The sequence below is a fragment of the Burkholderia sp. WP9 genome, assembly GCF_900104795.1.
In the GTDB taxonomy this organism is placed as follows: Bacteria; Pseudomonadota; Gammaproteobacteria; order Burkholderiales; family Burkholderiaceae; genus Paraburkholderia.
Window position 1 is genome coordinate 1,568,834 of the sequence record NZ_FNTG01000002.1, and the last position, 24,525, is coordinate 1,593,358.

Sequence of the window (24,525 nt, forward strand, 5' to 3'; positions counted from 1 at the left end):
CATCACGCGCCGGTTTGTTCGCGCGCCTGGGCCAACGCGCTCAGATTGCCTTCGCCGAAGCCGTGGTGACCCTGGCGCTGCACGATCTCGAAGAAGATTTCGCCGGCTCGGCGGCGCACGAAGGTCTGGAAGAACAGCAGCGGCACACCGTCGGCGCCGATTTCGCCGTCCACCAGAACGTGCGTGCGCTTGAGCCGCTCGACGTCGAGCCCGTGGCCCGGCAAGCGCGCGTCGAGTTGATCGTAATAGCGCGGCGGCGGTTCGACGAACTCCACGCCGTTCGCGAGCAACTGCTCGACGCACGCGAAAATGTCGTCGGTTGCGAGCGCGATATGCTGCACGCCTTCGCCCGGATGGTCCGGCAGATACTCGTGCATCAGGCTGGTCCGGCGCGTGCCTTCCTCATACAAGGGCACGCGGATCGCGCCGCACGGCGACACCATCACGCGCGATTCCGCCGATACATGCCAGTTGGCGTGCAGCTCGTGAATCTCGCGGAAGTTGAGCAGGTCGCGATAGAAGTCGAGCCATTCCTGCATGCGGCCCTCGCCGACCGTTTGCGTCAGATGATCGACGGCGACCAAGCCCGTGCCCGTGTGGCTCAAGTCGGCCTGCGCCGTGTCGATCTGAATGGGCCGGAAGTCGATATCGAAGATCGAGATGTCGCCAAGGCCGCCGCGCTGGCCGCCGCGGCCGCGCCAACGGTCGACGAAATAGATATGCGAGTCGCCTATGCCCTGAATAGCCGGAATCAGCAACTCGCCGGCGCCGGTCTTCTCGCCTTCGAATGCCCATGCGCCGAGTTCGATCGCACGGTCAAAAGCGCGCTGCGCGTCGGCCACACGAATGCCGATCGCGCAGATGCCCGCGCCGTATTCCTCGGCATAGCGCGCGGCGAACGAATCCGGCTCCGCATTGATGAGGAACTGCATCTCGCCCTGGCGATACAGCGTGACGTCTTTGCTGATGTGGCGCGCAATCGCCTTGAAGCCGAGTTTGGTGAAGGTTTCGCCGAGCGCTTGCGGATCGCGCGCGGCAAACTCCACGAATTCGAGGCCGGCGGTGCCGAGCGGATTGTGCTCAGGTGCCGACACGGCGCGCAGCGCGGCGTCTGGAGTGGGCAAGTCGCTGGGCATGGCAATCTCCTTTACAGTCTTTCGACGCTGTTTCCGGCGTTTCCGATGTTCGATGCTGATCTTCGCTGCAAGCCGCCGATGATCGGCATGCGCCGCAGCAACGCGGGCCGCGACGGCTTTTGCACCGTGTTTGTACACCGGCTAGCAGTCCGTTCGCAACCTTCATTTTGTACTGGATAGTTCACAGGGCGCGTAGCAGCTTATCCGACCGTCCCACCATGCTCGTGCCCAACCACACACCGACCTGAAGCGGGACGCCCTATTTGCGGCCCCGTTTCCGCACTCCTTTACCCGCTGCCTCGTCCGCCGCCTTGTCCGCATTGGCCACCATGCGCTGCTGCGCGACCTCGCGCACCGCATCGATAAACGCCCGTCCAGCCGGCGACGGCTGCGTGTCCGAGCGCCGGATCAAGCCGACCGGCTCGCCGGTGCCGGCAAAGGGCAACGGCAAACGGACCAGCATGCCGTGCGCCAGTTCATATTCGACCGCGCTCAGCGGCACGAACCACACCGCGCTGTTCTCCAGCGCCAACGCGCGGCCCGTGGAAACCGACAATACCTCCACGAACGCCGACAACGGCGGCACACCCCAGGCGCTCAGCAGACTTTCCGCCGACTGCCGGATCAACGTGCCGAACGGCGGCAACACCACCGGAAATTCTTCGAGCGAGGTGGCCGGCAATCCCGCACCCAGCGCCAACGGATGCCCGGCCCTGACCACCGCGATCAACGGCTCGCTGAATAGTTGCTCGAAACTGAGCCCGACCATCCGCTCGGGATCGGCCAACCGACCGATGGCAAATTCGATCGTGCCCGCTTTCAGGCGCTCGAGCAATTCCGGGTTGGCGCCGGTCGCGAGGCGCACGATCACACGTGGCCAAAGCGCGGCAAACTGCTTCAGCACCGGCGGTATCAAAGCCGCCGCGACGGTCGGCAAAATGCCGATTTCCAGGGTGGCCGCGGCCGCGCCTTCCGCACGTGCGAGCAGATCGACACCCTGCCGCAGCGCGCTCACACAGGCGCTCGCGTGCGGCATGAAGAGCTGGCCCTCGCGGGTCGGCACGGCGCCGTGACGGCCGCGCTCGAACAGCTTCACGCCGAGAATCGCTTCGAGTTCGGCGACCGTCTTGGAAACGGCGGGCTGGGTGATCGACAGGCTGTCGGCGGCCCGCTGGACGCTGCCGAACTGCGCAACGGCCAGAAAGCACTGAAGATGACGGAATTTGACGCGGCTATCCGCGAGACTGCGTTGCATAACGGGAGGTTATACGAAAAGGGCGAAAACGTCATTTTGCATAACCTCTCAGCTTGGATAAAGTCTCTCCATCAATCTGTATTTCACAATTCCTCCAAGGAGACACTGATGGACGATTCCTTTCTCACCGCGCGTGATTTCGCGTCGCATCCCCCGTATATCTATCCCGGCTACGGTTCCTCGGTTAAACGCGGCCCTACGCGTCCGCTGATTCCGCTGAAGGAAAAGCTGCGCGACCAGCATGTGCCGGTCTACGGCACCGAAGACCTCGGCGCGCTCGATCACGATCTGACGCGCAACGCCGTGCGCAACGGCGAGCCGCTTGGCGAGCGCATCATCGTGACGGGCCGTGTGCTCGACGAAGGCAACCGCCCGGTGCGCAATACGCTGGTTGAAATCTGGCAAGCCAACGCCGCCGGCCGTTACGTGCACAAGGCTGACCAGCACGACGCGCCGCTCGACCCGAATTTTCTCGGTGCGGGCCGCTGCATCACGGACAACGAAGGCCGCTACCGTTTCCTGACGATCAAGCCGGGCGCGTATCCGTGGGGCAACCATCCGAACGCGTGGCGCCCGAACCATATCCACTTTTCGCTGTTCGGCGACCACTTCGGCTCGCGCCTCGTCACGCAGATGTACTTTCCCGGCGACCCGCTGCTGGCGTTCGACCCGATCTTCCAGGGCACGCCCGAAGATGCCCGTGACCGCCTGATCGCGAACTTTTCGCTCGACACCACGCAGGAAGCCTATGCGCTCGGCTACGACTTCGACATCGTGCTGCGCGGCCGCAACGAAACTCCGATGGAGCGCTAAGCCATGACCACTCTCAAACAAACGCCTTCGCAGACGGTTGGACCCTACTTCGCGTACGGTCTGTGCCCGCAGCAATACGATTTCGACTTCAAGAGCCTGTTTACGCCCGTTCTGGCCGACCGCGAAGCGGCCGGCGAGCACATCACGATTGTGGGCCAGGTGTTCGACGGCGACGGCAAGGTGATCGGCGACGCCATGCTCGAAGTGTCGCAAGTGGACGCGAATGGCCGCTTCCCGGAGTCGCGTGAGGAAATTCTGAAGACGGGCTTTCGTGGCTTCGCGCGCGTCGGCACCGGCACGGATCCGCACAAGCGCTTTGTGGTCGAGACGGTCAAGCCCGGCCGCGTCGGCCCGGATGAAGCACCGCACCTCAATGTGATCGTGACGATGCGCGGCATGCTGCTGCACACCTTCACACGCGTCTATTTCGAAGACGAAGCCGCGGCGAATGAGAAAGACCCGGTGCTGGCAGCGGTTCCGGCGGAGCGCCGCAACACCCTGATTGCACGCCGCGAGCCGAATGTAGCGAACGTTTACCGTTTCGATATCTACATGCAGGGCGATAAGGAAACCGTCTTTTTCGACCTGTAATACGGTTTTTCTACACTTTCATATTGCTTTCACATACACTGAACATGATCCTTCTAGCGACTGGATCGCGAAACTCCGAGTAGTTGAGCCCGCCTTGCGCGGGCTTTTTTTTGATCTTTGGATACCGAAGCAATCGGCACGCATACGCCACGCACACCCTCAGCAGCGGAAGTGATCGATGTTCTGTCCAGCGTAAATCGCCCGCGCGAGCCAGTCCGGTTTATCGCCGTGACCGTCCCATGTATGGCCGTAGGCGTCGCGATACATCACGGCCCGGGTCGCGGCCGCATCGGCTTCGATCGATTCCGCGAGCGCTTCCATCGTAATGCCGTATTCATCCATTCGCCTGTGGATCCACACGATCAGGCGCTCACGTGCGTTTCCATCGAGGTCGAACAACCGTTGTTCTTCTCGCTCTTTCATCATGTGTCGGTATCGCGGCTATTCATGCTCGCGTTAGAAAAACAAAGGCTTCGCTAAATAACGCGAAGCCTATGCGTGATTCAGATGGCTCGAGTGCGGATCGAACTCACCATACCTCTTCCCATGCGTAAACACTCGCACCTGGAAAACATGCCCGATAAATCTTGGATTATGGGGATTCGCCGGCAACCGGATCAATTGCACTCGTGTCTCGCCCGTCGTTCAGGGCTGCTTCAGCGTATGGAAAGGAATTCTAGCATCCAATTTCTGCTGCTTGCAGCAATGGGCTGTTAGTCCGCGATGCGAGGCTTTTCAATTCCGTCCGGTTTAATCAATGTAATGTCGCAAACCCACGCAAATAGGCCTCGTCATGAAATGAGCTGGCAACAAACTCAAGGCGCAAATCTCCGCGCTCTCATGCTATGTTCCACTGACTAACACGCCTGCACATAGGAGAGAGCCGATCATGTCCGCTTCTACCGCCATCATCACCATCCTCGCCGCACTCCTGTTGGGCGCGATGAGTCCGGGGCCGAGCTTCGTTATCGTCGCCCGCAATGCGATTGGATTGTCGCGCGGCGATGGACTCGCCACCGCGATCGGCATGGGCGTCGGCGGGGTTTTCTTCAGCGGCATCGCGCTGCTCGGCCTCTACACGTTGCTGGCCAGTGTCGAATGGCTCTACGTGGGACTGAAAGTGGCCGGCGGCCTCTATCTGATTTACCTTGCGTCGAAAATCTGGCGCGGCGCCGCCAAACCGCTCGCCTTCGATACGACGCAAGCCGTCCCGGCCAATGCACGCAAATCTTTCTGGATCGGTTTGAGCACACAACTCAGCAATCCGAAAACCGCCGTCTATTACGGCAGTATCTTCGCGGCGCTGCTGCCGCAACATCCGCCGCTGTGGTGCTACTTTGCATTGCCGCCGGCGATCTTCGCTATCGAAGCCGGCTGGTACACCGTCGTCGCGTTGTGTTTCTCGAGCAAGCGTCCGCGCGAAATCTATCTGCAATGGAAAGCCTGGGTCGATCGCGTCGCCGCGAGCGCGGTCGCCGCGCTGGGATTGCGCCTGATCCTGACGGCACACAAAGTGGGCATCTGACACGTGCGGCGGTTTGAAGCGCCCGCCGTGCCGCAAGACACGGCGAGCGGGACAGCCGAGCATTGCCGCCCAACGCCTGCGGCAAGCCATTCATGACGCGCAGCCAAACAGTTACAAGTTAAGTGTTGACGCTGACACCACCCGGCGGTTACTGTGGCACCCGAAGTTCAAGAAGTTCGATTGCTGTTCATCAATGTCTCGCTCCCTAAGCGGTATTCGTTGTCCTCTCCCTCCTTGACGCTTCACGCGCTCTCTCACAGAGCAAAATCTTTCTATTTTTACCTCAAGGATTCTTCATGGATACCGGTACCGTTAAGTGGTTCAACGACAGCAAAGGCTTTGGCTTCATCACCCCGGACAAGGGCGGCGACGACCTGTTCGCGCACTTCTCCGAAATCAGCGGCGACGGCTTCAAGACGCTGGCTGAGAATCAGAAAGTGAGCTTCGAAACGAAGCAAGGCCCGAAGGGTCTGCAAGCGGCTAACATCAAGCCGATGTAAGTTTGAAGGGCTCGGTGTCCGGCAACGGACATCGGGCTGCAGCGACACCCTCGCGGAGCATTTGTCTCCCACAGTTGGCGCGATCGCTTTGAGCTGCATGCCATTCAAGCAGCTTGCCTAAGCGCCAAACGCCTCGTTGCACCTCATTCTCCCCTCCGGCTTCAACGCCCATTTTTCGCTTTCCGACTGCGTCAGGATTCGGCTCGCAATGGCTTGAATCAGCTTGGCCGCGCGACTCGCACATGAGTCCGCAAGGCAGGCGCGCACTCGACAATTATTAAAAAATTAAAATGCAAAACAAACATATTCATCACTACAACGGCTATGCCGTCAAACCCTCGGCGCACCGTTTGCCCGATGGCACATTTTCATCCAATCTGCTGCTCGAACGCGCCGACAGCGCGCGTGCCGAAGGGCGCTACCAGTTCTATTCGCTCGATTACTTCACGAACGAAGAACAGGCCTTGCAGCACTCGGCACGCTGGGCTCGTCACTGGGTCGACACGCGAGGCTAAGCTCGCGACAGGCATGCGAACCTGCGCGATGAGGCGCACATCATCCGCGCGCTCATGCGCCTTCGTCTGCGGCATGAACTAACGGCGCTGGCGTGCCATTCGGCACGCCACACCATCGAACGCGCAACTCGGTTACCGGTTTTCTTCGCTCTTGATGCGCGCGCGTAGTTCGAACTTCTGAATTTTTCCCGTCGATGTCTTCGGCAATTCGCCGAAGCGCACCGCTTTCGGCAACTTGTATCCCGCAAGAAATAGCCGGCAGTGCGCAATGATCTCTTCCGCGCTCACCTGAGCCCCTTCCCTGAGCTCGATGAAGGCGCAGGGTACCTCACCCCATTTCGGATCGTCCATCGCCACCACGGCCGCAACGGCGACCGCAGGATGGCGATACAGCGTGTCTTCGAGCTCGATGCTCGAGATGTTCTCGCCGCCTGAAATGATGATGTCCTTGCTGCGGTCGCGAATGCGGATATAGCCATCGGGCATCCGTACGCCGAGATCGCCCGTATGGAACCAGCCGCCTTCGAAGGCCGCTTCCGTCGCGCGCTCGTTCTTCAGATAGCCCTTCATGCAGATGTTGCCGCGAAACATGATCTCGCCGATCGTCTCGCCATCGTTGGGAACGGGCGCCAGCGTCTGCGGGTCGAGCACTGTCACCGCTGCCTGCAAGTGGTAGCGCACGCCTTGGCGCGCGTTCAGTTCGGCGCGCTCGGCGTCGTCGAGCGTATCCCACTCTTCCTGTTTCGCGCAGACTGCAGCCGGCCCGTAAGTCTCGGTGAGTCCGTACACGTGCGTGAGATCGAAACCGATCTCCTTCATCTTCGCAATCACCGCCGGCGCGGGCGCCGCACCCGCCACCATGGTCGACACGCGCTGCGTGATGCCCTCGCGCCATTCGGCCGGCGCGTTTGCAAGCGCGCTCTGCACGATCGGTGCGCCGCAGTAATGCGTGATGCCTTCGCGGCGAATCAGATCGAACACCGTCTTCGCATCGAACTTGCGCAGGCAGACGTTGACGCCGGCACGCGCGGCCACCGTCCATGGAAAACACCAACCGTTGCAGTGGAAGAGCGGCAAGGTCCAGAGATAAATCGCGTGCTTGGGCATATCCCACTCGAGGATATTGCTCACCGCATTCAGATAGGCGCCGCGATGGTGATAAACCACGCCCTTCGGATCGCCTGTCGTACCCGAGGTGTAGTTCAGCGCAATGGCGTCCCATTCGTCGCGAGGCATGGTCCACGCGAATTCGGGGTCGCCGGATTGCAGGAATGCTTCGTAGTCTGTTGCGCGGATAAATTGATCGGCGTCGGCAGGCATCGCATCCGCCACGCTGATCACGCGCAGGTTCGGGAATTCGAGCGCGGCGCGGTGCGCGAACTCGCCATATTCCGTATCGACGATCAGCGCCTTGGCTTCGCCATGACGCAGCATGAACAACAGCGACGAAATGTCGAGCCGCGTATTCAGCGTATTGAGTACGGCGCCGGCCATGGGGACGCCGAAGTGTGCTTCTATCATCGGAGGAATGTTGGGGAGCAAGGCCGCGACCGTATCGCCGCGCTCGATGCCGGCGCGCTCCAACGCACTGGCCAGCCGCCGGGTGCGTTCGTAGGTTTCGCGCCAGTTGCGGCGAATCTCCCCATGGACGACTGCGAGCCGCTCACCGTAGACTTCTGCCGCGCGAACGATGAAATCGATCGGCGTCAGCGGGACATTATTGGCTTCACGGCGCTCAAGGCCTGCTTCGAACATATGTTTCATCGCGTTGTCTCCTGAGGCGCTCGCCGCGCCATCAACTATTCTGATTGATAAACTAGGCTAACAATGGTCATGGTGAACTGTCTGTCATTCAAATGACAGAGTGGCACGCCTTGGCGCTTTCGAACCTCGATTTGATCAATAAGTCCCCATCGATCCCGCCATTCGCCATGAACGACGCCCCGCTCATCGCTCCCGCAGATGCCCGTCCGAACCGGCTGGAACGGGTCGCGCGCGCCGACCTGCCGGCCCTGTTCGCCACTTGCGCGTGGTTTCGGGCGCTCGCCGCGGAGCATCAGGCCATGGTGATCGCCAGCGCGCATGCCGAGCATCTGGAAGGCGGCGCGTGGATCGCGCGCCGCCAGGAACCGTCGGATTACTGGATCGGCGTGCATTCCGGCCTTCTCAAGCTGGCCATCTACAACGCTTCCGGACGCAGCTGCACGCTGTCCGGCGTGCCGCCTGGCGGCTGGTTCGGAGAAGGCAGCGTGATCAAGCGCGAACTGCGCAAATACGACGTCGCGGCAATCCAACCTTCGCTCGTCATGTTCGTGCCGTCGGATACGTTCCACGCGCTGCTGGAGTCGAGCCTGCCGTTCACAGGCTTCGTGATCCGGCAGCTAAACAACCGCATGGGCGAGTTCATCGCGTCGATCCAGAATAGCCGGCTGCTCGATGTCGACGCGCGCGTCGCACAGTCGCTCGCGCAGCTGTTCAACCCGGACCTCTATCCCGATACCGGCCGCACGCTGGCCATTTCGCAGGAAGAAGTCGGCTTGCTGGCGGGCGTCTCGCGTCAGCGGATCAATCAGGCGCTGCAAAACCTCGAACGACTGCAGATTTTGCGCCTCTCGTACAACCAGATCCATGTACTCGACCTCGAGCGCCTGAGCGCGTTCGGCCGCGAGCAGATCTAGCGCCAACCTCCGGCCGGGCCTGCGGCCACGCCACCCTTTCGGGCGCCGCCGACGCGCGGCCAGCCCGTCTATCGGCCCGTCTGTCAGCCCGTTTTTTGAGCAACCGGATCAAGAAAGCGCCGCGCGCGCCGTTATGCGAACTATGCAGCGTAGATTGCAGCCCTCCCTATTCCGAGCTCAACGTATTGTCGAATCCGATAATGAACCGTCTGACACTGAAACAGAAACTGTGGGTGCCGTTGCTGCTGTGCTGGGCTGCGCTCCTGATCGTGACCGTCGTGAACGCGTACGAAGCGCGTAACGCGCAAATGGACGCACGGCGCGCGGATCTGGCCGATGTCACCGATATGGCGATATCGATCGTCGCGGACTATGCGAAACAGGCCGACGCCGGCAAGCTCTCCGTCGACGAAGCAAAGCAACAGGCGATTGCCCGCGTCAGCGCGCAGCGCTACGGCGCATCCGGCTACGTGACGATCGTGCGCAGCGATTCGGTCATGATCGACCATCCAATGAGCCCGAAGCTGAACGGCAAGGACATGAGCGGCTTTCGCGACGCCAAAGGCAACGCGCTGTATCAGGACATCGCCCATACCGGCGCCTCGGCGGGCGGCGCCGGTTACCTGCGCTACTGGTGGCCGAAGCCCGGCGAAACGACGCCCAGCGAAAAGATCGGCTATGTGAAGCGCTTCGCGCCTTGGGGTTGGGATTTCATCGCCGGCGCCTATATGGACGACATTCAGGCACAGTTCTACGCGACGCTCACGCGCTCGGCGGGCATGCTGGTGGTATTGGGCGTGATCGTGTCTTTCGTCGCTTCGCGCGTGGTGCGCAGCGTGTCGCGCTCGATTGGCGGCGAGCCCGCCACAGCCGCCGCGATCGCCATGCAGATCGCCCGCGGCGATCTCGCCACCCGCATCGACCTGCGCCGCGACGACACCTCGAGCTTGCTGTTCTCACTGCGTGAGATGCGCAATCAACTTGCGTCGACAGTCGCGCGCATCAAGACCTCGGCGGAGACGATCACCACCGCGTCGAAGGAAATCGCCGCAGGCAATCTGGATCTGTCGAGCCGCACCGAAGAGCAGGCCGCTTCGTTGCAGCAGACCGCCGCCAGCATGGACCAGCTCACCAAAACCGTCACGCAGAACGCCGACAATGCGGCGACCGCATCGGAACTGGCGCGCGACGCGTCGAACATCGCCGCCCGCGGCGGCCAGGTGGTCAACGACGTGGTCGAGAAGATGGCGGGTATCACCGATAGTTCGAGCAAGATCGGCGAGATTATCAGCGTGATCGAGGGTATTGCCTTTCAGACCAATATTCTGGCGCTGAACGCCGCAGTGGAAGCCGCGCGCGCCGGTGAAGAAGGCCGCGGCTTCGCGGTGGTCGCGGGCGAGGTGCGCAATCTCGCGCAGCGCAGCGCGACGGCGGCCAAGGAGATCAAAGTGCTGATCGATCAGTCGGTCGCGCAAGTCGGCGAGGGCTCGGCGCTCGCGGGCAAGGCCGGCAGCACGATCGGCGAGGTGGTCGACGCGGTGCGCCGCGTGACGGCCATCATGAACGAGATCTCGGCGGCTTCGAAGGAACAGAGCTCAGGTATCGGCGAAGTCAATCTCGCGATTCGCCAGATGGACGATGTGACGCAGCGCAATGCCGCACTCGTGGAACAGGCTGCGGCCGCGGCCGGCTCCCTCGATGAGCAGACGGATCAACTCCGAGATGCCGTTGCCGTGTTCAGGGTCGAACAATCTGCATGATCGAGTGGCGCACTGACAGACCTGCGGACCTTCAGGCCGGTTGTGGTTGAAAAAGGCTGTCACCGGTTTCCCGGTGACAGCCTTTCTGTTTGCCATTGCGAAAGCTGCGGGCTACGCGGCGCGCACACCGCCTCGGCGCGTGACAGGCCGCTCAAGGAGCGTATCGGTCTCGAACAGCGCGAGAACGATGTTGGCCAGCACGCCGGACTTCTTCCAGCGCAAGTAGTAGCGATGCGCAGTCTGATACGGCGCGTAGCACTTCGGCATGGCGCTCCATGGCGCGCGCGCGTGCAGCACCCACATCACGCTATTCACCACCCAGCGGATATCGATGCAGGGGCGACCGCGCCGGGGCCCGTGCTCCTTCATTTCGGGTAGCAGCGGCACGATGCGGCGCCATTGCTCGTCGGTGAGATCGTAAGCGGGCGGCGGAGGAGGCTGCGACTGCGAAGCGGAAGTATTCATGCGGTAAGAAGGCACCGCCGCAGGACGCGTGCTGACGCCGTCACGAAATAGGGTCTATCCATCAATGAATTTGAGACTAACCCAGGCAGGCTTTCGCGAAGGTTAACTCTTGTCAGATGGCGAGGCGCAATCGTCAGAAAATGCGAGACGAGTTCTGGAACAGCATACGGCCACCGGGGCCGGGCAAGGTATGCGGCATCAGGCATGGACGCCGGGTGCCGGCCAGCGAATCGCCTGCGCATAAAAAAAGGTGCCGCGAACGGCACCTTTTTGTACAACCGGCTTCTGCTGAAGCTTAGAAGCGGTGACGCAGACCGACCGTAGCAGCCGTCTGGTTCTTCGACGACGACGGCAGTTGCGTGTTGTCGCCGCTGTAGATCGAAGCGACACCGCCGTCGCCCATTGCGTGCTGGTACACGGCTTGAGCGTAGACGTCCGTACGACGCGACAGCGAGTAGTCAGCCTGCACGCCGATCTGGTGGTAACGCACCGACTCCGAACCACCGTTCGCGCCAACGCCGTAGCCCTTGCCGTCCGTGAACGTGTAAGCAACGCCCAGACCCAGAGCCGGCGTCAGGTTGTACTTGCCGTTGACTTCGTAGTTGTTAGCGCGCAGCGATTGCTGACCGCCCACGAAGTTGTCCGAACGCGATTGCGTCCATGCCAGACCGACGGTTGCCGGGCCGAATGCATACGAACCAGCAACGCCGAATTCACGTTGACGGAAGTTGCCGACGTTGCCTGCCAGTGCGTTGACGTACGAGCTATCCGAAGCACCGTTGTTGCCGGCGCCCGGGTTGTTCTGCTGTGCGTAAGCAGCGCCCAGGTGCAGACCTTGCCACTGGTATGCAGCACCAACGCTGTATTCGCGGTTGTTTGCGAATGCGCCAGCCTGGTTCGAGAAGCCGTACGTGCCGCCGAACGTAAAGCCAGCGTAGTTAGCGCTCGAGTACTTGATCGAGTTGTTGACTGCGTAGCCGCCGTTCGTGTTCAGGTTGTCGTTGTTGAACGGGTGCGCGAAGTACGTACCGCCCCAGCTGCCCGTTGCGGTCAGCGGTGCCAGGTAGTCTTGAGCTGCGTCGTATTGACGGCCCAGCGTGACCGTACCGAATTGCGCGCTCGACAGACCGACGAACGCTTGACGGTTGAACATGCCGTTGTTGTTAGCGAACTTGCCGTTGTTGATGTTGAAGCCGCTTTCCAACGTGAAGATTGCCTTCAGACCGCCGCCCAGATCTTCCGAGCCGCGCAGACCGAACATGCTTTGATTGATGCCGCCGCTACCAGCTGCCCACTTCGAGTTGTGGTTGACGTTGCTGGTGTACGTCAGGCCGGCGTCGAGCAGACCATACAGGGTCACGCTGCTTTGTGCGTGAGCGACGGAAGCGAACGATGCGGCAACCGCAACGACGATGAGACTCTTTTTCATGCTGGGACTCCTGTTCGATAAATTTACGCGGGGAGCGGGAACTGCCTCGGCAACGCGCGCTTTGCACCCATTGCCGCCCTGTTCACCGACCCGTTTCGGATCGGCCGGGCACCCTTGAAAAGAAGCGTGAGTGTAGGGGGACACCCTGATAGGGATGTTGGCAATTCACACAACAGGATTTTCCAGATTCAGCAACAATCCATGCGCCACTGGCGTTAAGTCTTTGTTTATTCACTACTTATCGCAAAATAAAGGGGCTGTCGCACCTGCTTTATTCATAAGTAATTGGCAACTTTTCAATATTGCCAGTTGCGTGTATGCAACAGCGTTTAATATGCGTGACGTAATCGGGTCGGAACGAAACGAAAAATACAGAATGTTTGAATGCTCGCAAATGAGGCAATAGAAGGTATGCGTGAAAGCAGGAGTAAATTTATTTTAGAAAACCGGGAACTTATTTTAATTAATACGGTCTCGTTTGGTCGCGCTTAATGACTGGCCCTCCGAATTCGGCGATTAACTCTTTCTTGTTGCGAGGGAGTGGATCTAATAGCCCGCTTTTACGCTATACGCTAAAGCGGATCGGTCGCGCCGAGCGCGCGGCTGCTTGAACTGTAGGCGAGTCGGCCACAGCGGGGCGGCATACGTCGTTAGATGGACGTTGTGGCATTCGGTCCAGGCAGAATTCTTCCAAGAGGCCGTCGACACCAAGTCAACCCGACGCTTTCTGGCACGACTTCGCATTCCGTCTGTTGAAGAGGAGGAAAGCCTTCAGCACGGGCGTTGTCCGGAGGTGATATGCGGCGCCGACCGCCGCGTGACAAAAACCCGTGCTGAAAACGGATGGCAAACTTCCGAACCGCCCTCCGTAACCATTAAACGGCACGGCCGTGCGTTTTTTTACACGGAGTTTCCCTAATTACCGCCAACCACGACGTTATGGCGTGTCTCGCGAGGACGCAGCGCCGCTCCGTCCTCGGGCGCCGCGCCCGGTGCGAGCGGATCGGCTTCAGGCGGCACGTCGGGCAATGGCCGCGGCTGCTCGCCGGGTTCATCGAGTGGCTGGTTGGCAGGGTCGGCGACGGGGTCGATGGTGGGATCGGTTTGCATGATGAGCGTCCAGAGGATGGGAATGGCTCCCGCCCGCTCTCGCGCAACCACTATTCCCGCGACTCGGCGCCAAGGTGACACCTTTCGAGGCCTGCGAGCCAGCCTCGATTCGCCTCTTTCCCGATGTAGAAATTGCCGTGTTGCGTGGCGAAAGTTTCAACGTCTGTTAGCGTGGCCCGGCATGTCGCGCAACGATGTGACGTCAATGGCGATCGAGTCGCGACTGAGGCCTTTCGTCGGCCGACCCCGTCAGGAAAGGCTCAAGCCCGAAAAGCCACGCGAAGCAGAAGGTGACTCGCGCGAAAGCGTTGATCTGCCGTTGCGGCAAGGTTTCGCCGCCGCTTTCCAGCGGCGTGGCGAGCAAAGATGGAGTCTGGGCAAACTCAGTCGCGGTGTGGTCGGGTCGCATGGTCGTTCTCGTTATTGATATGGTCCGGAAGCCGACCTCATGCAAACGACGTGCCACTCCATGGAAAAGCGCCATCAGGAGACTCGGTGCTGAATCGCCCGCGATAACCCGGTCGATCGGAACGGCGACCAGTCGCTGATCGTGTGAGCGGCCACTAGCGGCCTGGCGTCGAATGGGATGAGCGTAGCCGTCGACGAGACTGCTTTTCCTCGGCAGTTCCATTCGGCCATCTTCGTCGCCACGTCGATCCCTGGGATGGCGTGCACGAGTCCGTCATTGCGGCCGAAAGTGAAGTTCAGACTGCCAAAGAAAACAGCCCCCTACTTCGCCCCATGTACAAGCGTCTCGTATCGCTCCGGAGTGATGCCCCTTGCGTCGTAGAGAAATGCGGCCGTTTGCCATATCGTCTGATCAGCTTGCGTCTTTCCGAAGCTCGGCATGGCCGTCATGTTCACGCCATGTTTAATGACCCAGAACATCAGTTTGGGATTGTTGCGGCGACTGGCGGCGAGTAGCGCCGGCGCAGCCGGCTGAATCCCCTGTCCAATGAAGCTCAGCGGCTTTCCTGGCACACCGTGGCAAGCAGCGCAGGTCGAATCGTAGAAGCGCGCGCCGGCCTCGATATTCTTTAGCGACATCAGATCGCCGGGCGGCACGTCTTTACCAGCGTGATGATGTAGTGACGCCTCATAGGTCGAGTGCAACATCCATGCAATGATCGGGCTGTCTTTCGAGCTTGCGGATACGTCGTAAAGGCCCGAAGAACTGAACAGAAACGCGCCGACTGCCAGCAGGATGAGGGTGACAACGATCGTCGCAGCCACGCTGGCGACGGAATGACGGAGTGGCATGGATAACGCTCCTGGGTCGCGCTGAGCGCGCAGAGTGGTCGTACCGTCTCATCGCCTGTTCAAACGCCGGACGAGCGATGGGGATGAGCGACCGATCGTAGCGCGCACGCCGTTACCGGACTCCGTCGCCTGGATTACCGTCTTGTCATGTTGGCTGGACGGCCTCGCAACACTGCGTTGGCGAGGCCCGGCGCTCTCAGTCGATGAGCGGTTGGCCGACAGACACTCATGCAAGCCGTTCGATTAGCGACTGCAACACTGTTTCCAGCGCCACATTGCCTTTTATCGTCTGGCCGGGCTTCTCGAACTCGATCCAGCCCTCGTTAAAGCCATCCAGCATCTGCATGCGAGGAGTGGGATTTTTCATGCCCTGCGACTTGAAGAGCGCTTGCCACGTATCACGCGGCACCGTCTCCATGCGTACGTCCTTGCCAAGCAACTGCGCGAACGCACTCGCAATATCGTTTGGGGTGACGCGCCGCGGACCTTCCAGTTCAACGATCCGCGTACCGGTCCATTGCTGTTGCAGCATGCTGGCGGCGACCCTGCCGACATCGGCGGTAGCCACCATCGGAACCGGTTTATCGAGCGGCTGCAGGAAGCTGGGGATGACGCCCGCCGTGCGTGCGGGGCCCACGTCCCACGCCGCGTTCTCGATGAACCAGCCAGCGCGCAGGAAAGCGACCGGCATGGGCAGCGAGCCCAGTTCCCGCTCCATGTGTCCGAGTTGCTGCAAGAGGTTCGGCTGGACAGCCTGAGCGCCAATCGTCGACAGGCAGACCACTTTCGCCGGATTGGCTTGCTTCAATGCGTCGCGCACCGTCCCGATCAGGTGGCGCGACTCCGAAAAGTCCGGCGACGGATCGAAGTTCGGCGGCAGCAAGATAAACACGCCGTCGGCTCCGGAAAACGCGGAGCACAGCGCTTTTGTGTCGGACATCTCTGCGATAGCGACTTCGCAACCTTGGTCATTCCAATCGGCACCCTTCGCGGCGCTGCGAACCACGGCGCGAACGTCCTCTCCAGCCGCTAGCAATGCACGAGCAACAACGCCGCCCACCTGACCTGTGATACCAGTAACTGCAAACATTCCACTCTCCGGTTGAATGCGGCACGAACCGCTTGAGGAGAATTGTGGAGGTGCGGCTATGCCGCGTGAATAGCATGAATGTCATTTCATATATGCTGATCACGCATGAAGCCGAAAAAAAGAAAGCCACTCCTAAGAGTGGCTTTCTAGAATTTGGTGGGCCTCCCGTGAGTCGAACACGGCACCAACGGATTATGCTTACCAGCTACGGTTTTCACCGTCCCTTTCGGGTTTGTGGTCTGGACTGTCTCTTGTCTTTACGACCTGCCCGTTCAGTCTCTACACGTTCTCTCGAGGAGAGCTTCGCTCGGGATTGCCACGCCGCCAAAGCAGCAGAGGGTTCCCCGAATTTGAGCAGTTCTACCAAGGAGCAGAGCTAACTTACCCCAAGGCAACCCATTCATGACTCACCATGCCATGCTGCGCGGTTTAGGTGAGTCGTTGCTAAGTCCGCTGCTCTAACCAAGCATGAGCTAGAGGCCCTAAAACCTTAATTGGCCGACATACTACACGAAAAAGGAGCCTTCGCAACCGCTTCGATCCGCCGAAACAACCGCGAGGCTCCTTCAAACTACTGCGTCACTACAGTGAATGACCGACCTCGATCAATTCCCTTCGAGGAACGACTTCAGCTTGTCCGAACGGCTCGGGTGACGCAGCTTGCGCAGCGCCTTCGCCTCGATCTGCCGGATGCGTTCACGCGTCACGTCGAACTGCTTGCCGACTTCTTCGAGCGTGTGATCGGTGCTCATCTCGATACCGAAACGCATGCGCAGCACTTTCGCTTCACGCGGCGTCAGCGAGTCGAGCACGTCCTTCACGACGTCGCGCATGCTGGCGTGCAATGCGGCGTCGGCCGGTGCAACCGTGTTGTTGTCCTCGATGAAGTCGCCCAGATGGGAATCGTCGTCGTCGCCGATCGGCGTTTCCATCGAGATCGGCTCCTTCGCGATCTTCATGATCTTGCGGATCTTGTCTTCGGGCATTTCCATCTTCTCGGCCAGCGTTGCCGGATCCGGTTCGAGACCGGTTTCCTGCAGAATCTGACGCGAGATACGGTTCATCTTGTTGATCGTTTCGATCATGTGAACCGGAATCCGGATCGTGCGCGCCTGGTCCGCGATCGAACGCGTAATGGCCTGACGGATCCACCACGTTGCGTACGTGGAGAACTTGTAGCCGCGGCGATATTCGAACTTGTCCACCGCCTTCATCAGGCCGATGTTGCCTTCCTGAATCAGGTCGAGGAACTGCAGACCACGGTTCGTGTACTTCTTCGCGATCGAGATCACGAGACGCAAGTTCGCCTCGGTCATTTCGCGCTTCGCCTGACGCGCCTTCAGTTCACCCGCCGCCATCTGACGGTTGGTTTCCTTCAGGTCTTTCAGCGGCAGCACGACGCGCGCTTGCAGATCGAGCAGACGTTGCTGCTGTTCGCGAATGGCCGGAATGTTACGTGTGAGGATCGCGCTATACGCGTGACCTTCACCGACGATCTTGTCGGCCCACTCGAGATCCGTTTCGCTGCCCGGGAAACGCGCGATGAATTCCGCACGCGGCATGCCGCACTTGTCGACCACCGTGTGCAGGATCTGGCGCTCGACCTGACGCACTTCGTCCACCTGTGCGCGCAGCGTGTCGCACAGACGCTCGACGGTGCGCGCGGTGAAGCGGATCGTCATCAGCTCGTTCTGGATCGTTTCCTGCGCCTTCAGATACGACTTGGACTTGTAGCCTTCCTTCTCGAACGCGCGACGCATCTTGTCGAACCATTCGCTGATCATCGCGAATTTTTCGAGCGACGCACGCTTGAGCGCTTCCATCTGCGCAGCGTTGGCCGTGGCTTGCGCCGTGCCGTCGTCTTCTTCCTCGTCTTCTTCCGACTCTTCTTCGACTTCCTCGTCTTCGCTCTCGATCGCTTCCGCTTCTTGCGCGGAAAAGCCGTCCGCGTCTTCCGCGTTGGCGTCGATCAGGCCGTCGACCAGTTCGTCGATGCGAATTTCCTCATTCGCGACGCGCTCCGCCATCGCCAGGATGTCGGCGATCGTGGTCGGGCATGCGGAGATGGCCATCACCATGTGCTTCAGGCCGTCTTCGATCCGCTTCGCGATTTCGATTTCGCCTTCGCGCGTGAGCAGTTCGACCGTGCCCATTTCACGCATGTACATGCGGACCGGGTCGGTGGTGCGGCCAAATTCCGAGTCGACGGTGGACAGCGCGACTTCCGCTTCCTCTTCCACTTCGTCGTCCGAAGAAGCCGCCGGCGCGTTGTCGTTCAGCAGCAGCGTTTCAGCGTCCGGGGCCTGCTCGTACACAGCCACGCCCATGTCGTTGAACGTGCTGATGATGCCTTCGATCGCCTCGGTCTCAGTGAAGTTATCCGGAAGGTGGTCGTTGATTTCAGCGTACGTGAGGAAGCCGCGCTCCTTGCCGAGCTTGATCAGCGCGCGCAGTTTGGAGCGGCGCTCCTCGAGTTCCTCGACCGTGCCAGGCTGTGACGACGCGAAAGCGTCTTTCAGCAGCGCTTTTTCCTTTGCACGACGGTCGCGAGCCTTGGCCTTTTCCACCTTGGCTGGAGCAGCCGCGGGGGTTTCTTCGCTTTGGGTTGCGTCGTCATCGACGGGTACTTCGTTCAGCTTTTTCGTCATGGAGTTCGCCGTACCGGCTGTAGTCTCGACTCGCGGCTGGTGGACGCCAGCCGGTTGAACCGTGGATACTGGAACCTCGCGCACTACCGCATCGTCCTGCGCGGCAGCCGCTTCCCTTGCGCTTCTGACACCCGACCCCTTCGTGGCCGGTACTGCTACAACTTTCGCCGCCCTGACCGGCTCCGCTCGCGCAGCCGAAGTGGTCGTGGACTTCTTCCCTGCACCCGGTGCAATGCTGGCAGAAGACGCTCTTCTGGCGGAAGAAACTAACTTGGCCTCAATGACCTTTCTGGTCTGCTCCGTGGAGTTCGTGCCTGTTGCTTTCTTGCCGCCCGCAGTTGCGTCTTTAGTCTTTGCCATCGCATCGCCTTGTCGCCTTTGCTAGGAAAACCCTTTTAAAAACAAACCGCTGGAAACTTTTTATTATAGCACCCAGGCTTCCTTCATTCCGCCTACAGCCCGAGCCGGCGCTTCATGTCGGCCCGCTTCCGATTGAGCTCCGACAGCTCCGCGAATTCCTCCGGCGTGTGCCGCGATTGCCGCGAAAGCTGCTCTAGCCGATCGCAGTATGCGTCGTACCGCATCTTCAGGATCGCCGCCTTCAGCTCCTCTCCTACGATCCGTTCCTGCTCGCGCCGTTCCTCGATGACGGTCGCATCCTCCGGGTCTTTCAGCAGCAAATCCCGGACATTTTCATCATAGTCTAGAATTTTGCGAAAGATTTCCTCGAAAGTTGGGGCGTTTGCGCCGTTTCGCAATAGGTCGGACAACAACTGAAACTCCGCCGAATCGCCCAGCGCACGCGCGTGCGTCGTGACTTCTTCGAATAGCTCGCCATGCCGCGTAACCGTAAGGAGCGCCTGTTCGGCCTCCTCGTCCAGCACCGCCACCGTGCGCGGATGCATCACCAGATTGCGCAGCGTTTTTTCTTCGATTCCCGTCACACTGCGCCGGTCTTTTCGGGCCGGCGCGGCGCGAGCGGCCGCCGCGATGCGTGAATCGACCTCGCACAGCGCGGCGACTTCGTCGAACGGCACATCGAGCCGGTCGGCGAACATATGCATGATCTGCGCGCGCAGCGCATTGGCCGGCAACGCCTGCAGCAGCGGCTTGGCGTCGAACAGCGCGCGGGCCTTGCCCTCCGGCTGGTCCAGCTCCTTGCCGGTCAGCACCTCGTTGAGCATGAACTGCGACAGCGGCATGGCCCGCTCGACCTGCTCGGCGAACGCCTCGGTGCCATATTCGCGCACGTAGCTGTCCGGATCGTGCTCGGACGGCAAGAAGAGGAACCGGATAGTGCGGTTGTCCGCCGCGTGCGGCAAACAGGCGTCCAGCGCGCGACGCGCGGCACGCCGGCCCGCCGAATCGCCGTCGAAACTGAAGATGACCGTGTCGGTCTGGCGCATCAGTTTCTGCACATGAATCGGCGTACAGGCCGTGCCGAGCGTGGCCACCGCGTTCTGGAACCCTAATTGGGCCAGCGCGACCACGTCCATGTAGCCTTCCACGACAAGCACGTAGTGCTGCTCGCGAATCGCCAGACGCGCTTCGAACAGCCCGTACAGCTCGCTGCCCTTGTTAAATAGAGGCGTCTCGGGCGAATTCAAATATTTCGGCTCGCCACCGTCCAGCACACGGCCGCCGAAGCCAATCACCTGCCCCTTCACATTGCGTATCGGGAACATGATCCGCTCGCGAAAGCGGTCGTACCGGCGGTTCTGACCCTGTGCGTCAGATTTTTCGCTGACGATCACCAATCCCGATTCGACCAGCGAATCGTCACGGTAGTTCGGAAATGCCGCTTCGAGGTTCTGCCAGCCGTCCGGGGCGTAGCCGAGCCCGAAACGGGCCGCGATCTCGCCGGTCAAGCCGCGTTTCTTCAAATACTGGATCGCGACCGGCGCGCTGCGCAGTTGCTTGCGGTAAAAGTCGCAGGCGGTCTGCATGACATCGGAAAGCGCCGTGGTGACCGCTTTGGACGCCGCCGGCGCATAGCCGCCGGAACCGCCGCCATATCCCGGCGAAGGTTCGTTCGGCACGGTCAAGCCGACCGACTGCGCCAGTTCGTTGACCGCTTCCGGAAACGACGAGCCGACGTGCTCCATCAGGAAACCAATGGCCGTTCCGTGCGCGCCGCAACCGAAGCAGTGATAGAACTGCTTAGTCGGACTAACCGTAAACGAAGGGCTTTTCTCGTTATGGAACGGGCAAAGCCCCATGAAGTTCGCGCCGCCTTTTTTCAACTGCACGTACCGGCCCACCACGTCGACGATATCGACGCGGTTGAGCAGGTCCTGCAGGAATGACGGAGGAATCACAGTAAATGACGCTACCTTAAAGGCTCAAGGCTGCGCACGCCGCCCGTCGAGCGGCGGCGCGCGCAGACCGGAAAAACAGAACTTACTTCGCGAGCGCGGCTTTGACCTGCGCCGAGACGGCGGTCATGTCCGCACGGCCGGCCAGCTTCGGCTTGAGCACGCCCATCACCTTGCCCATGTCCTGCGGACCCGCTGCGCCGGTTTGCGCGACCGCCGCCTGAACTTCGGCGACGATCTCCGCCTCGGACATCTGTTCCGGCATATAAGCCGACAGGATCGCCAGTTCGGCCTTTTCCTTGTCGGCCAGATCCGTGCGGCCAGCCGCTTCGAACTGGCTGATCGAATCTTTGCGCTGCTTGATCATCTTGTCGATCACAGCGGTGATCGCGGTGTCGTCGAGCGTCACGCGCTCGTCGACTTCGCGCTGCTTGATCGCGGCGAGCAACAGGCGGACCGTGCCGAGACGCTCGGTTTCACGTGCCCGCATGGCGGCCTTCATATCGTCGTTGATACGGTCCTTGAGACTCATCACTCACCTGAATGCGTTGGAATTTGAAAAATCGGCCGGGCTAACCGCATCAACACGAATACCCGCTTGGGACTGCTTCCTCAAGCGGGTTGGCACAATGTGCGTTGTGGGTGCGACCCTGCCGACTGGCCCGAAGGGCCGTGTTTTCCGTGATGGCGCCTGCTGTGCCGTCACCGGTTGGATGTCGCCGCTCCGTTCGACCGGAACCGCGGCAACGCCAGAATCAGTAGAACTTCTTTGGCAGCATCTGGCCACGCAGACGCTTGAAATGACGCTTCACCGCAGCCGCCTTCTTGCGCTTGCGCTCAGCCGTAGGCTTTTCGTAAAACTCGCGAGCGCGAAGTTCCGTCAACAAGCCGTTTTTCTCCATGGTGCGCTTGAAACGGCGCATGGCAACTTCAAACGGCTCGTTGTCTTTTACGCGGATGGTCGTCATTTTTCAATAACGGAACTTTGTAAAGGTTCAGGAGTATAGCAGAGCTTTCTCACAAAGCCAGAGCGCCGTCAAGCCCCTCTGGCATACTCCGCAGCCGCCTGGCCGGCGGCCACGCCCGAGGCCCAGGCCCACTGGAAATTGTAGCCGCCCAGCCAACCGGTGACGTCCACCGCCTCGCCGATGAAGTACAAGCCCGGCGCGCGCGCGCTCATCATCGTCGATGACGACAGGTCGCGCGTGTCGACGCCGCCGCGCGTCACTTCGGCTTTGCGATAGCCTTCCGTGCCGTTGGGGGTGAGCGTCCAGCGCGACAGGGCCTCACCGACCCGGCGCAGGGTTTTATCCGGTAAATCGGCCACACGGGCTTCGGCCGGAATCTGATGGGCCTCCAGCCAGACATGGGCGAGCCGCTGCGGCACCCACTCGGACAACAGATTGGCGATCTGGCGCTTCGTGCCGGTCTTGGCTTCCAGTAAAGCGGTCGTGGCATCCTGCTCGGGCAACAGGTTGATGTGAATCGGCTCGCCGGGCTGCCAGTAGCTCGAAATCTGCAGCACACCCGGGCCGGACAGGCCGCGGTGGGTGAGCAGCAGATCTTCGTTGAATTGCGCGCCGGTCTTCTTGTCGCCGGTCGCGAGTTGCACTTCCAGTGAGACGCCGGACAGCGCCGAGAACGGCTCCCAGTCCGCTGCGGCGAAGGTCAGCGGGACCAGCGCGGGGCGCGTATCGATCAACTTGTGACCGAACTGCTTGGCAAGACGGTAGGCGAAATCCGTGGCGCCGATCTTCGGAATGGATAGCCCACCGGTTGCGATCACGAGCGCACGCGCGCTGATCGGTCCCGACTGCGTATCCAGCGTGAAGCGCCCTTCCGCGTCTTGCCGCACCGCTTCCACGGACAGCGGCGTACGCCATGCCACACGGCCCGCGTCGCATTCGTTCTTCAGCACGTCGATGACGGCGTCGCTCGACTGATCGCAGAAGAGCTGGCCTTTGTGCTTCTCGTGCCACGTCACATGATGGCGCTTGAGCAGCGCCATGAAGTCGCGCGGCGTGTAGCGCGCGAGCGCCGAGCGGCAAAAATGCGGGTTGGCCGACAGGTAGTTGGCCGGGCCGGCATACAGATTCGTGAAGTTGCAGCGCCCGCCGCCGGAGATGCGGATCTTCTCCGCGAGGCGCTGCGAATGGTCGATCAGCACCACGCGGCGGCCGAGCTGCCCGGCCACGGCCGCGCACATCATCCCGGCCGCGCCTGCGCCGATCACTGCGATATCGAAGGATTCCATGCGGTCGCATTGTACCTGTGCGTCTGCGGCCCTTCTGGCGCACTGCTATACTTTCAGGCTTGCTTTTTCACTTTCGGGCGCCGCAGTGTCATTACGCGTGCGTCCGCCCAGGCCCACCCATCATGCTCGTTCTCGGCATCGAAAGCTCCTGTGACGAAACCGGTCTCGCGCTCTACGACACGGAGCGCGGCCTGCTCGCGCACGCGCTGCATTCGCAAATTGCGATGCATCGGGAGTACGGCGGCGTGGTGCCGGAACTGGCGTCGCGCGATCACATCCGGCGCGCGCTGCCGCTGCTCGAAGAGGTGATGGAACGCGCCGGCACGGCCCGCGGCGACATCGACGCAATCGCCTACACACAAGGCCCGGGGCTCGCGGGCGCGCTGCTGGTTGGCGCGAGCGTTGCCAACGCACTGGCCATGGCGTGGGACAAGCCGACCATTGGCATTCATCATCTGGAAGGGCATTTGCTCTCGCCATTGCTGGTGGACGAGCCGCCGCCATTTCCGTTCGTCGCGCTGCTCGTGTCCGGCGGTCATACGCAATTGATGCGCGTGACGGACGTGGGCGTCTACGAGACGCTCGGCGAAACGCTGGACGACGCCGCCGGCGAAGCCTTCGACAAAACCGCCAAGCTGCTCGGCCTCGGTTATCCGGGCGGCCCGGAAGTCTCGCGCATGGCGGAATTCGGCACGCCCGGCGCGGTGGTCCTGCCGCGCCCCATGTTGCATTCCGGCGATCTCGATTTCAGCTTCAGTGGCCTGAAAACCGCTGTCCTTACGCACGCCAAGAAGCTTGGCGGCACCAACATCTGTGAGCAGGCGAAAGCCGATCTGGCGCGCGGTTTCGTCGACGCGGCGGTCGACGTGCTGGCCGCGAAGTCGCTGGCGGCGCTCAAGAAAACCAAACTCAACCGGCTGGTTGTCGCGGGCGGTGTCGGCGCGAACCGGCAACTGCGCGAGGCGCTGTCTGCCGCCGCGAAGAAGCGCAATTTCTACGTGCACTATCCGGACTTGTCGCTATGCACGGACAACGGCGCGATGATCGCGCTGGCCGGCGCTTTGCGCCTGCAACGCTGGCCGGATCAGTCGGGCAAGGACTACGCGTTTACGGTGAAACCACGCTGGGATCTGACGTCCCTCGCACGCTGAGCGCCGTCATCGTTGAATTGAAAAAGCCGC

23 protein-coding genes are annotated in these 24,525 nt (G+C 61.0%); 8 read left to right on the plus strand and 15 right to left on the minus strand.

Features of this window, described 5'->3' with window-relative positions:
• Window positions 1–2 precede the first annotated feature (2 nt).
• Together hppD and pcaQ are read right to left on the minus strand one after the other, a co-directional pair.
• Complete coding sequence (gene hppD / locus BLW71_RS28230; RefSeq protein ID WP_091808987.1) at window positions 3–1,136, minus strand: 4-hydroxyphenylpyruvate dioxygenase; 1,134 nt, start codon at window positions 1,134–1,136, stop codon at window positions 3–5.
• A gap of 259 nt (window positions 1,137–1,395) precedes the next feature.
• A complete protein-coding gene (gene pcaQ / locus BLW71_RS28235) occupies window positions 1,396–2,391 on the minus strand; it encodes a pca operon transcription factor PcaQ (protein WP_091804659.1) in 996 nt (331 codons plus the stop codon).
• Between the two features lie 108 nt (window positions 2,392–2,499).
• Here pcaQ and pcaH point away from each other — a divergent pair, with 108 nt between their 5' ends.
• Complete coding sequence (gene pcaH, locus BLW71_RS28240; protein ID WP_091804663.1) at window positions 2,500–3,204, plus strand: protocatechuate 3,4-dioxygenase subunit beta; 705 nt, start codon at window positions 2,500–2,502, stop codon at window positions 3,202–3,204.
• 3 nt (window positions 3,205–3,207) lie between these two features.
• Complete coding sequence (pcaG, locus tag BLW71_RS28245) at window positions 3,208–3,795, plus strand: protocatechuate 3,4-dioxygenase subunit alpha (RefSeq protein WP_091804667.1); 588 nt, start codon at window positions 3,208–3,210, stop codon at window positions 3,793–3,795.
• A 159-nt stretch (window positions 3,796–3,954) separates the two neighbouring features.
• Here the strand turns inward: pcaG and BLW71_RS28250 are convergent, their stop codons facing one another.
• Complete coding sequence (locus BLW71_RS28250) at window positions 3,955–4,218, minus strand: H-NS family nucleoid-associated regulatory protein (protein WP_091808990.1); 264 nt, start codon at window positions 4,216–4,218, stop codon at window positions 3,955–3,957.
• Between the two features lie 466 nt (window positions 4,219–4,684).
• Here BLW71_RS28250 and BLW71_RS28255 point away from each other — a divergent pair, with 466 nt between their 5' ends.
• The 3 genes from BLW71_RS28255 (at window position 4,685) to BLW71_RS28265 (ending at window position 6,335) form a co-directional block, all read left to right on the plus strand.
• The gene (locus BLW71_RS28255) at window positions 4,685–5,320 is read left to right on the plus strand and encodes a LysE family translocator (RefSeq protein ID WP_091804670.1); all 636 of its coding nucleotides are present in this window, start codon (window positions 4,685–4,687) and stop codon (window positions 5,318–5,320) included.
• A 296-nt stretch (window positions 5,321–5,616) separates the two neighbouring features.
• Window positions 5,617–5,820 carry a cold-shock protein gene (locus BLW71_RS28260; RefSeq protein ID WP_007178877.1) on the plus strand — a complete coding sequence of 68 codons (204 nt, stop codon included), beginning with the start codon at window positions 5,617–5,619 and terminating at the stop codon, window positions 5,818–5,820.
• Window positions 5,821–6,110: 290 nt separating this feature from the next.
• Window positions 6,111–6,335 (plus strand): hypothetical protein, encoded by a 225-nt coding sequence (locus BLW71_RS28265; RefSeq protein WP_091804673.1) that lies wholly within the window; start codon window positions 6,111–6,113, stop codon window positions 6,333–6,335.
• 132 nt (window positions 6,336–6,467) lie between these two features.
• Here BLW71_RS28265 and BLW71_RS28270 read toward each other — a convergent pair whose 3' ends face one another.
• The gene (locus BLW71_RS28270) at window positions 6,468–8,099 is read right to left on the minus strand and encodes an acyl-CoA synthetase (protein ID WP_091804677.1); all 1,632 of its coding nucleotides are present in this window, start codon (window positions 8,097–8,099) and stop codon (window positions 6,468–6,470) included.
• A 167-nt stretch (window positions 8,100–8,266) separates the two neighbouring features.
• On the opposite strand from BLW71_RS28270, the gene BLW71_RS28275 reads away from it, so the two are divergent.
• Entirely contained in the window at window positions 8,267–9,013 is a 747-nt protein-coding gene (locus tag BLW71_RS28275) for a Crp/Fnr family transcriptional regulator (protein ID WP_091808992.1), read from the plus strand.
• A gap of 200 nt (window positions 9,014–9,213) precedes the next feature.
• Window positions 9,214–10,773 carry a methyl-accepting chemotaxis protein gene (locus BLW71_RS28280; RefSeq protein WP_091804682.1) on the plus strand — a complete coding sequence of 520 codons (1,560 nt, stop codon included), beginning with the start codon at window positions 9,214–9,216 and terminating at the stop codon, window positions 10,771–10,773.
• A 111-nt stretch (window positions 10,774–10,884) separates the two neighbouring features.
• Here BLW71_RS28280 and BLW71_RS28285 read toward each other — a convergent pair whose 3' ends face one another.
• The 11 genes from BLW71_RS28285 to BLW71_RS28335 form a co-directional block, all read right to left on the minus strand.
• Window positions 10,885–11,238, minus strand: a complete 354-nt coding sequence (locus BLW71_RS28285; RefSeq protein ID WP_091804685.1) for a transposase — start codon at window positions 11,236–11,238, stop codon at window positions 10,885–10,887.
• A gap of 295 nt (window positions 11,239–11,533) precedes the next feature.
• Window positions 11,534–12,667, minus strand: a complete 1,134-nt coding sequence (locus BLW71_RS28290) for a porin (protein ID WP_091804688.1) — start codon at window positions 12,665–12,667, stop codon at window positions 11,534–11,536.
• Between the two features lie 915 nt (window positions 12,668–13,582).
• The gene (locus tag BLW71_RS28295) at window positions 13,583–13,777 is read right to left on the minus strand and encodes a hypothetical protein (protein WP_091804691.1); all 195 of its coding nucleotides are present in this window, start codon (window positions 13,775–13,777) and stop codon (window positions 13,583–13,585) included.
• Window positions 13,778–13,979: 202 nt separating this feature from the next.
• Window positions 13,980–14,408: a hypothetical protein gene (locus BLW71_RS42405; protein ID WP_286162143.1), complete on the minus strand. Its 429-nt coding sequence runs from the start codon at window positions 14,406–14,408 to the stop codon at window positions 13,980–13,982.
• Window positions 14,409–14,506: 98 nt separating this feature from the next.
• Window positions 14,507–15,037, minus strand: coding sequence for a c-type cytochrome (locus BLW71_RS28305; RefSeq protein WP_091804694.1), 531 nt, complete (start codon window positions 15,035–15,037; stop codon window positions 14,507–14,509).
• 226 nt (window positions 15,038–15,263) lie between these two features.
• Window positions 15,264–16,127: an NmrA family NAD(P)-binding protein gene (locus tag BLW71_RS28310; protein WP_091804697.1), complete on the minus strand. Its 864-nt coding sequence runs from the start codon at window positions 16,125–16,127 to the stop codon at window positions 15,264–15,266.
• A 605-nt stretch (window positions 16,128–16,732) separates the two neighbouring features.
• Complete coding sequence (gene rpoD / locus BLW71_RS28315) at window positions 16,733–19,135, minus strand: RNA polymerase sigma factor RpoD (RefSeq protein ID WP_091804700.1); 2,403 nt, start codon at window positions 19,133–19,135, stop codon at window positions 16,733–16,735.
• Window positions 19,136–19,227: 92 nt separating this feature from the next.
• Window positions 19,228–21,093, minus strand: coding sequence for a DNA primase (dnaG, locus tag BLW71_RS28320; protein ID WP_091804703.1), 1,866 nt, complete (start codon window positions 21,091–21,093; stop codon window positions 19,228–19,230).
• 82 nt (window positions 21,094–21,175) lie between these two features.
• Window positions 21,176–21,622, minus strand: a complete 447-nt coding sequence (locus tag BLW71_RS28325; protein ID WP_091804708.1) for a GatB/YqeY domain-containing protein — start codon at window positions 21,620–21,622, stop codon at window positions 21,176–21,178.
• Between the two features lie 223 nt (window positions 21,623–21,845).
• A complete protein-coding gene (rpsU, locus tag BLW71_RS28330) occupies window positions 21,846–22,058 on the minus strand; it encodes a 30S ribosomal protein S21 (protein ID WP_028196180.1) in 213 nt (70 codons plus the stop codon).
• Between the two features lie 68 nt (window positions 22,059–22,126).
• A complete protein-coding gene (locus tag BLW71_RS28335) occupies window positions 22,127–23,344 on the minus strand; it encodes a BaiN/RdsA family NAD(P)/FAD-dependent oxidoreductase (protein WP_091804711.1) in 1,218 nt (405 codons plus the stop codon).
• Between the two features lie 122 nt (window positions 23,345–23,466).
• Here BLW71_RS28335 and tsaD point away from each other — a divergent pair, with 122 nt between their 5' ends.
• Window positions 23,467–24,495, plus strand: coding sequence for a tRNA (adenosine(37)-N6)-threonylcarbamoyltransferase complex transferase subunit TsaD (gene tsaD / locus BLW71_RS28340; protein WP_091804714.1), 1,029 nt, complete (start codon window positions 23,467–23,469; stop codon window positions 24,493–24,495).
• The last annotated feature ends 30 nt before the right edge of the window (window positions 24,496–24,525 follow it).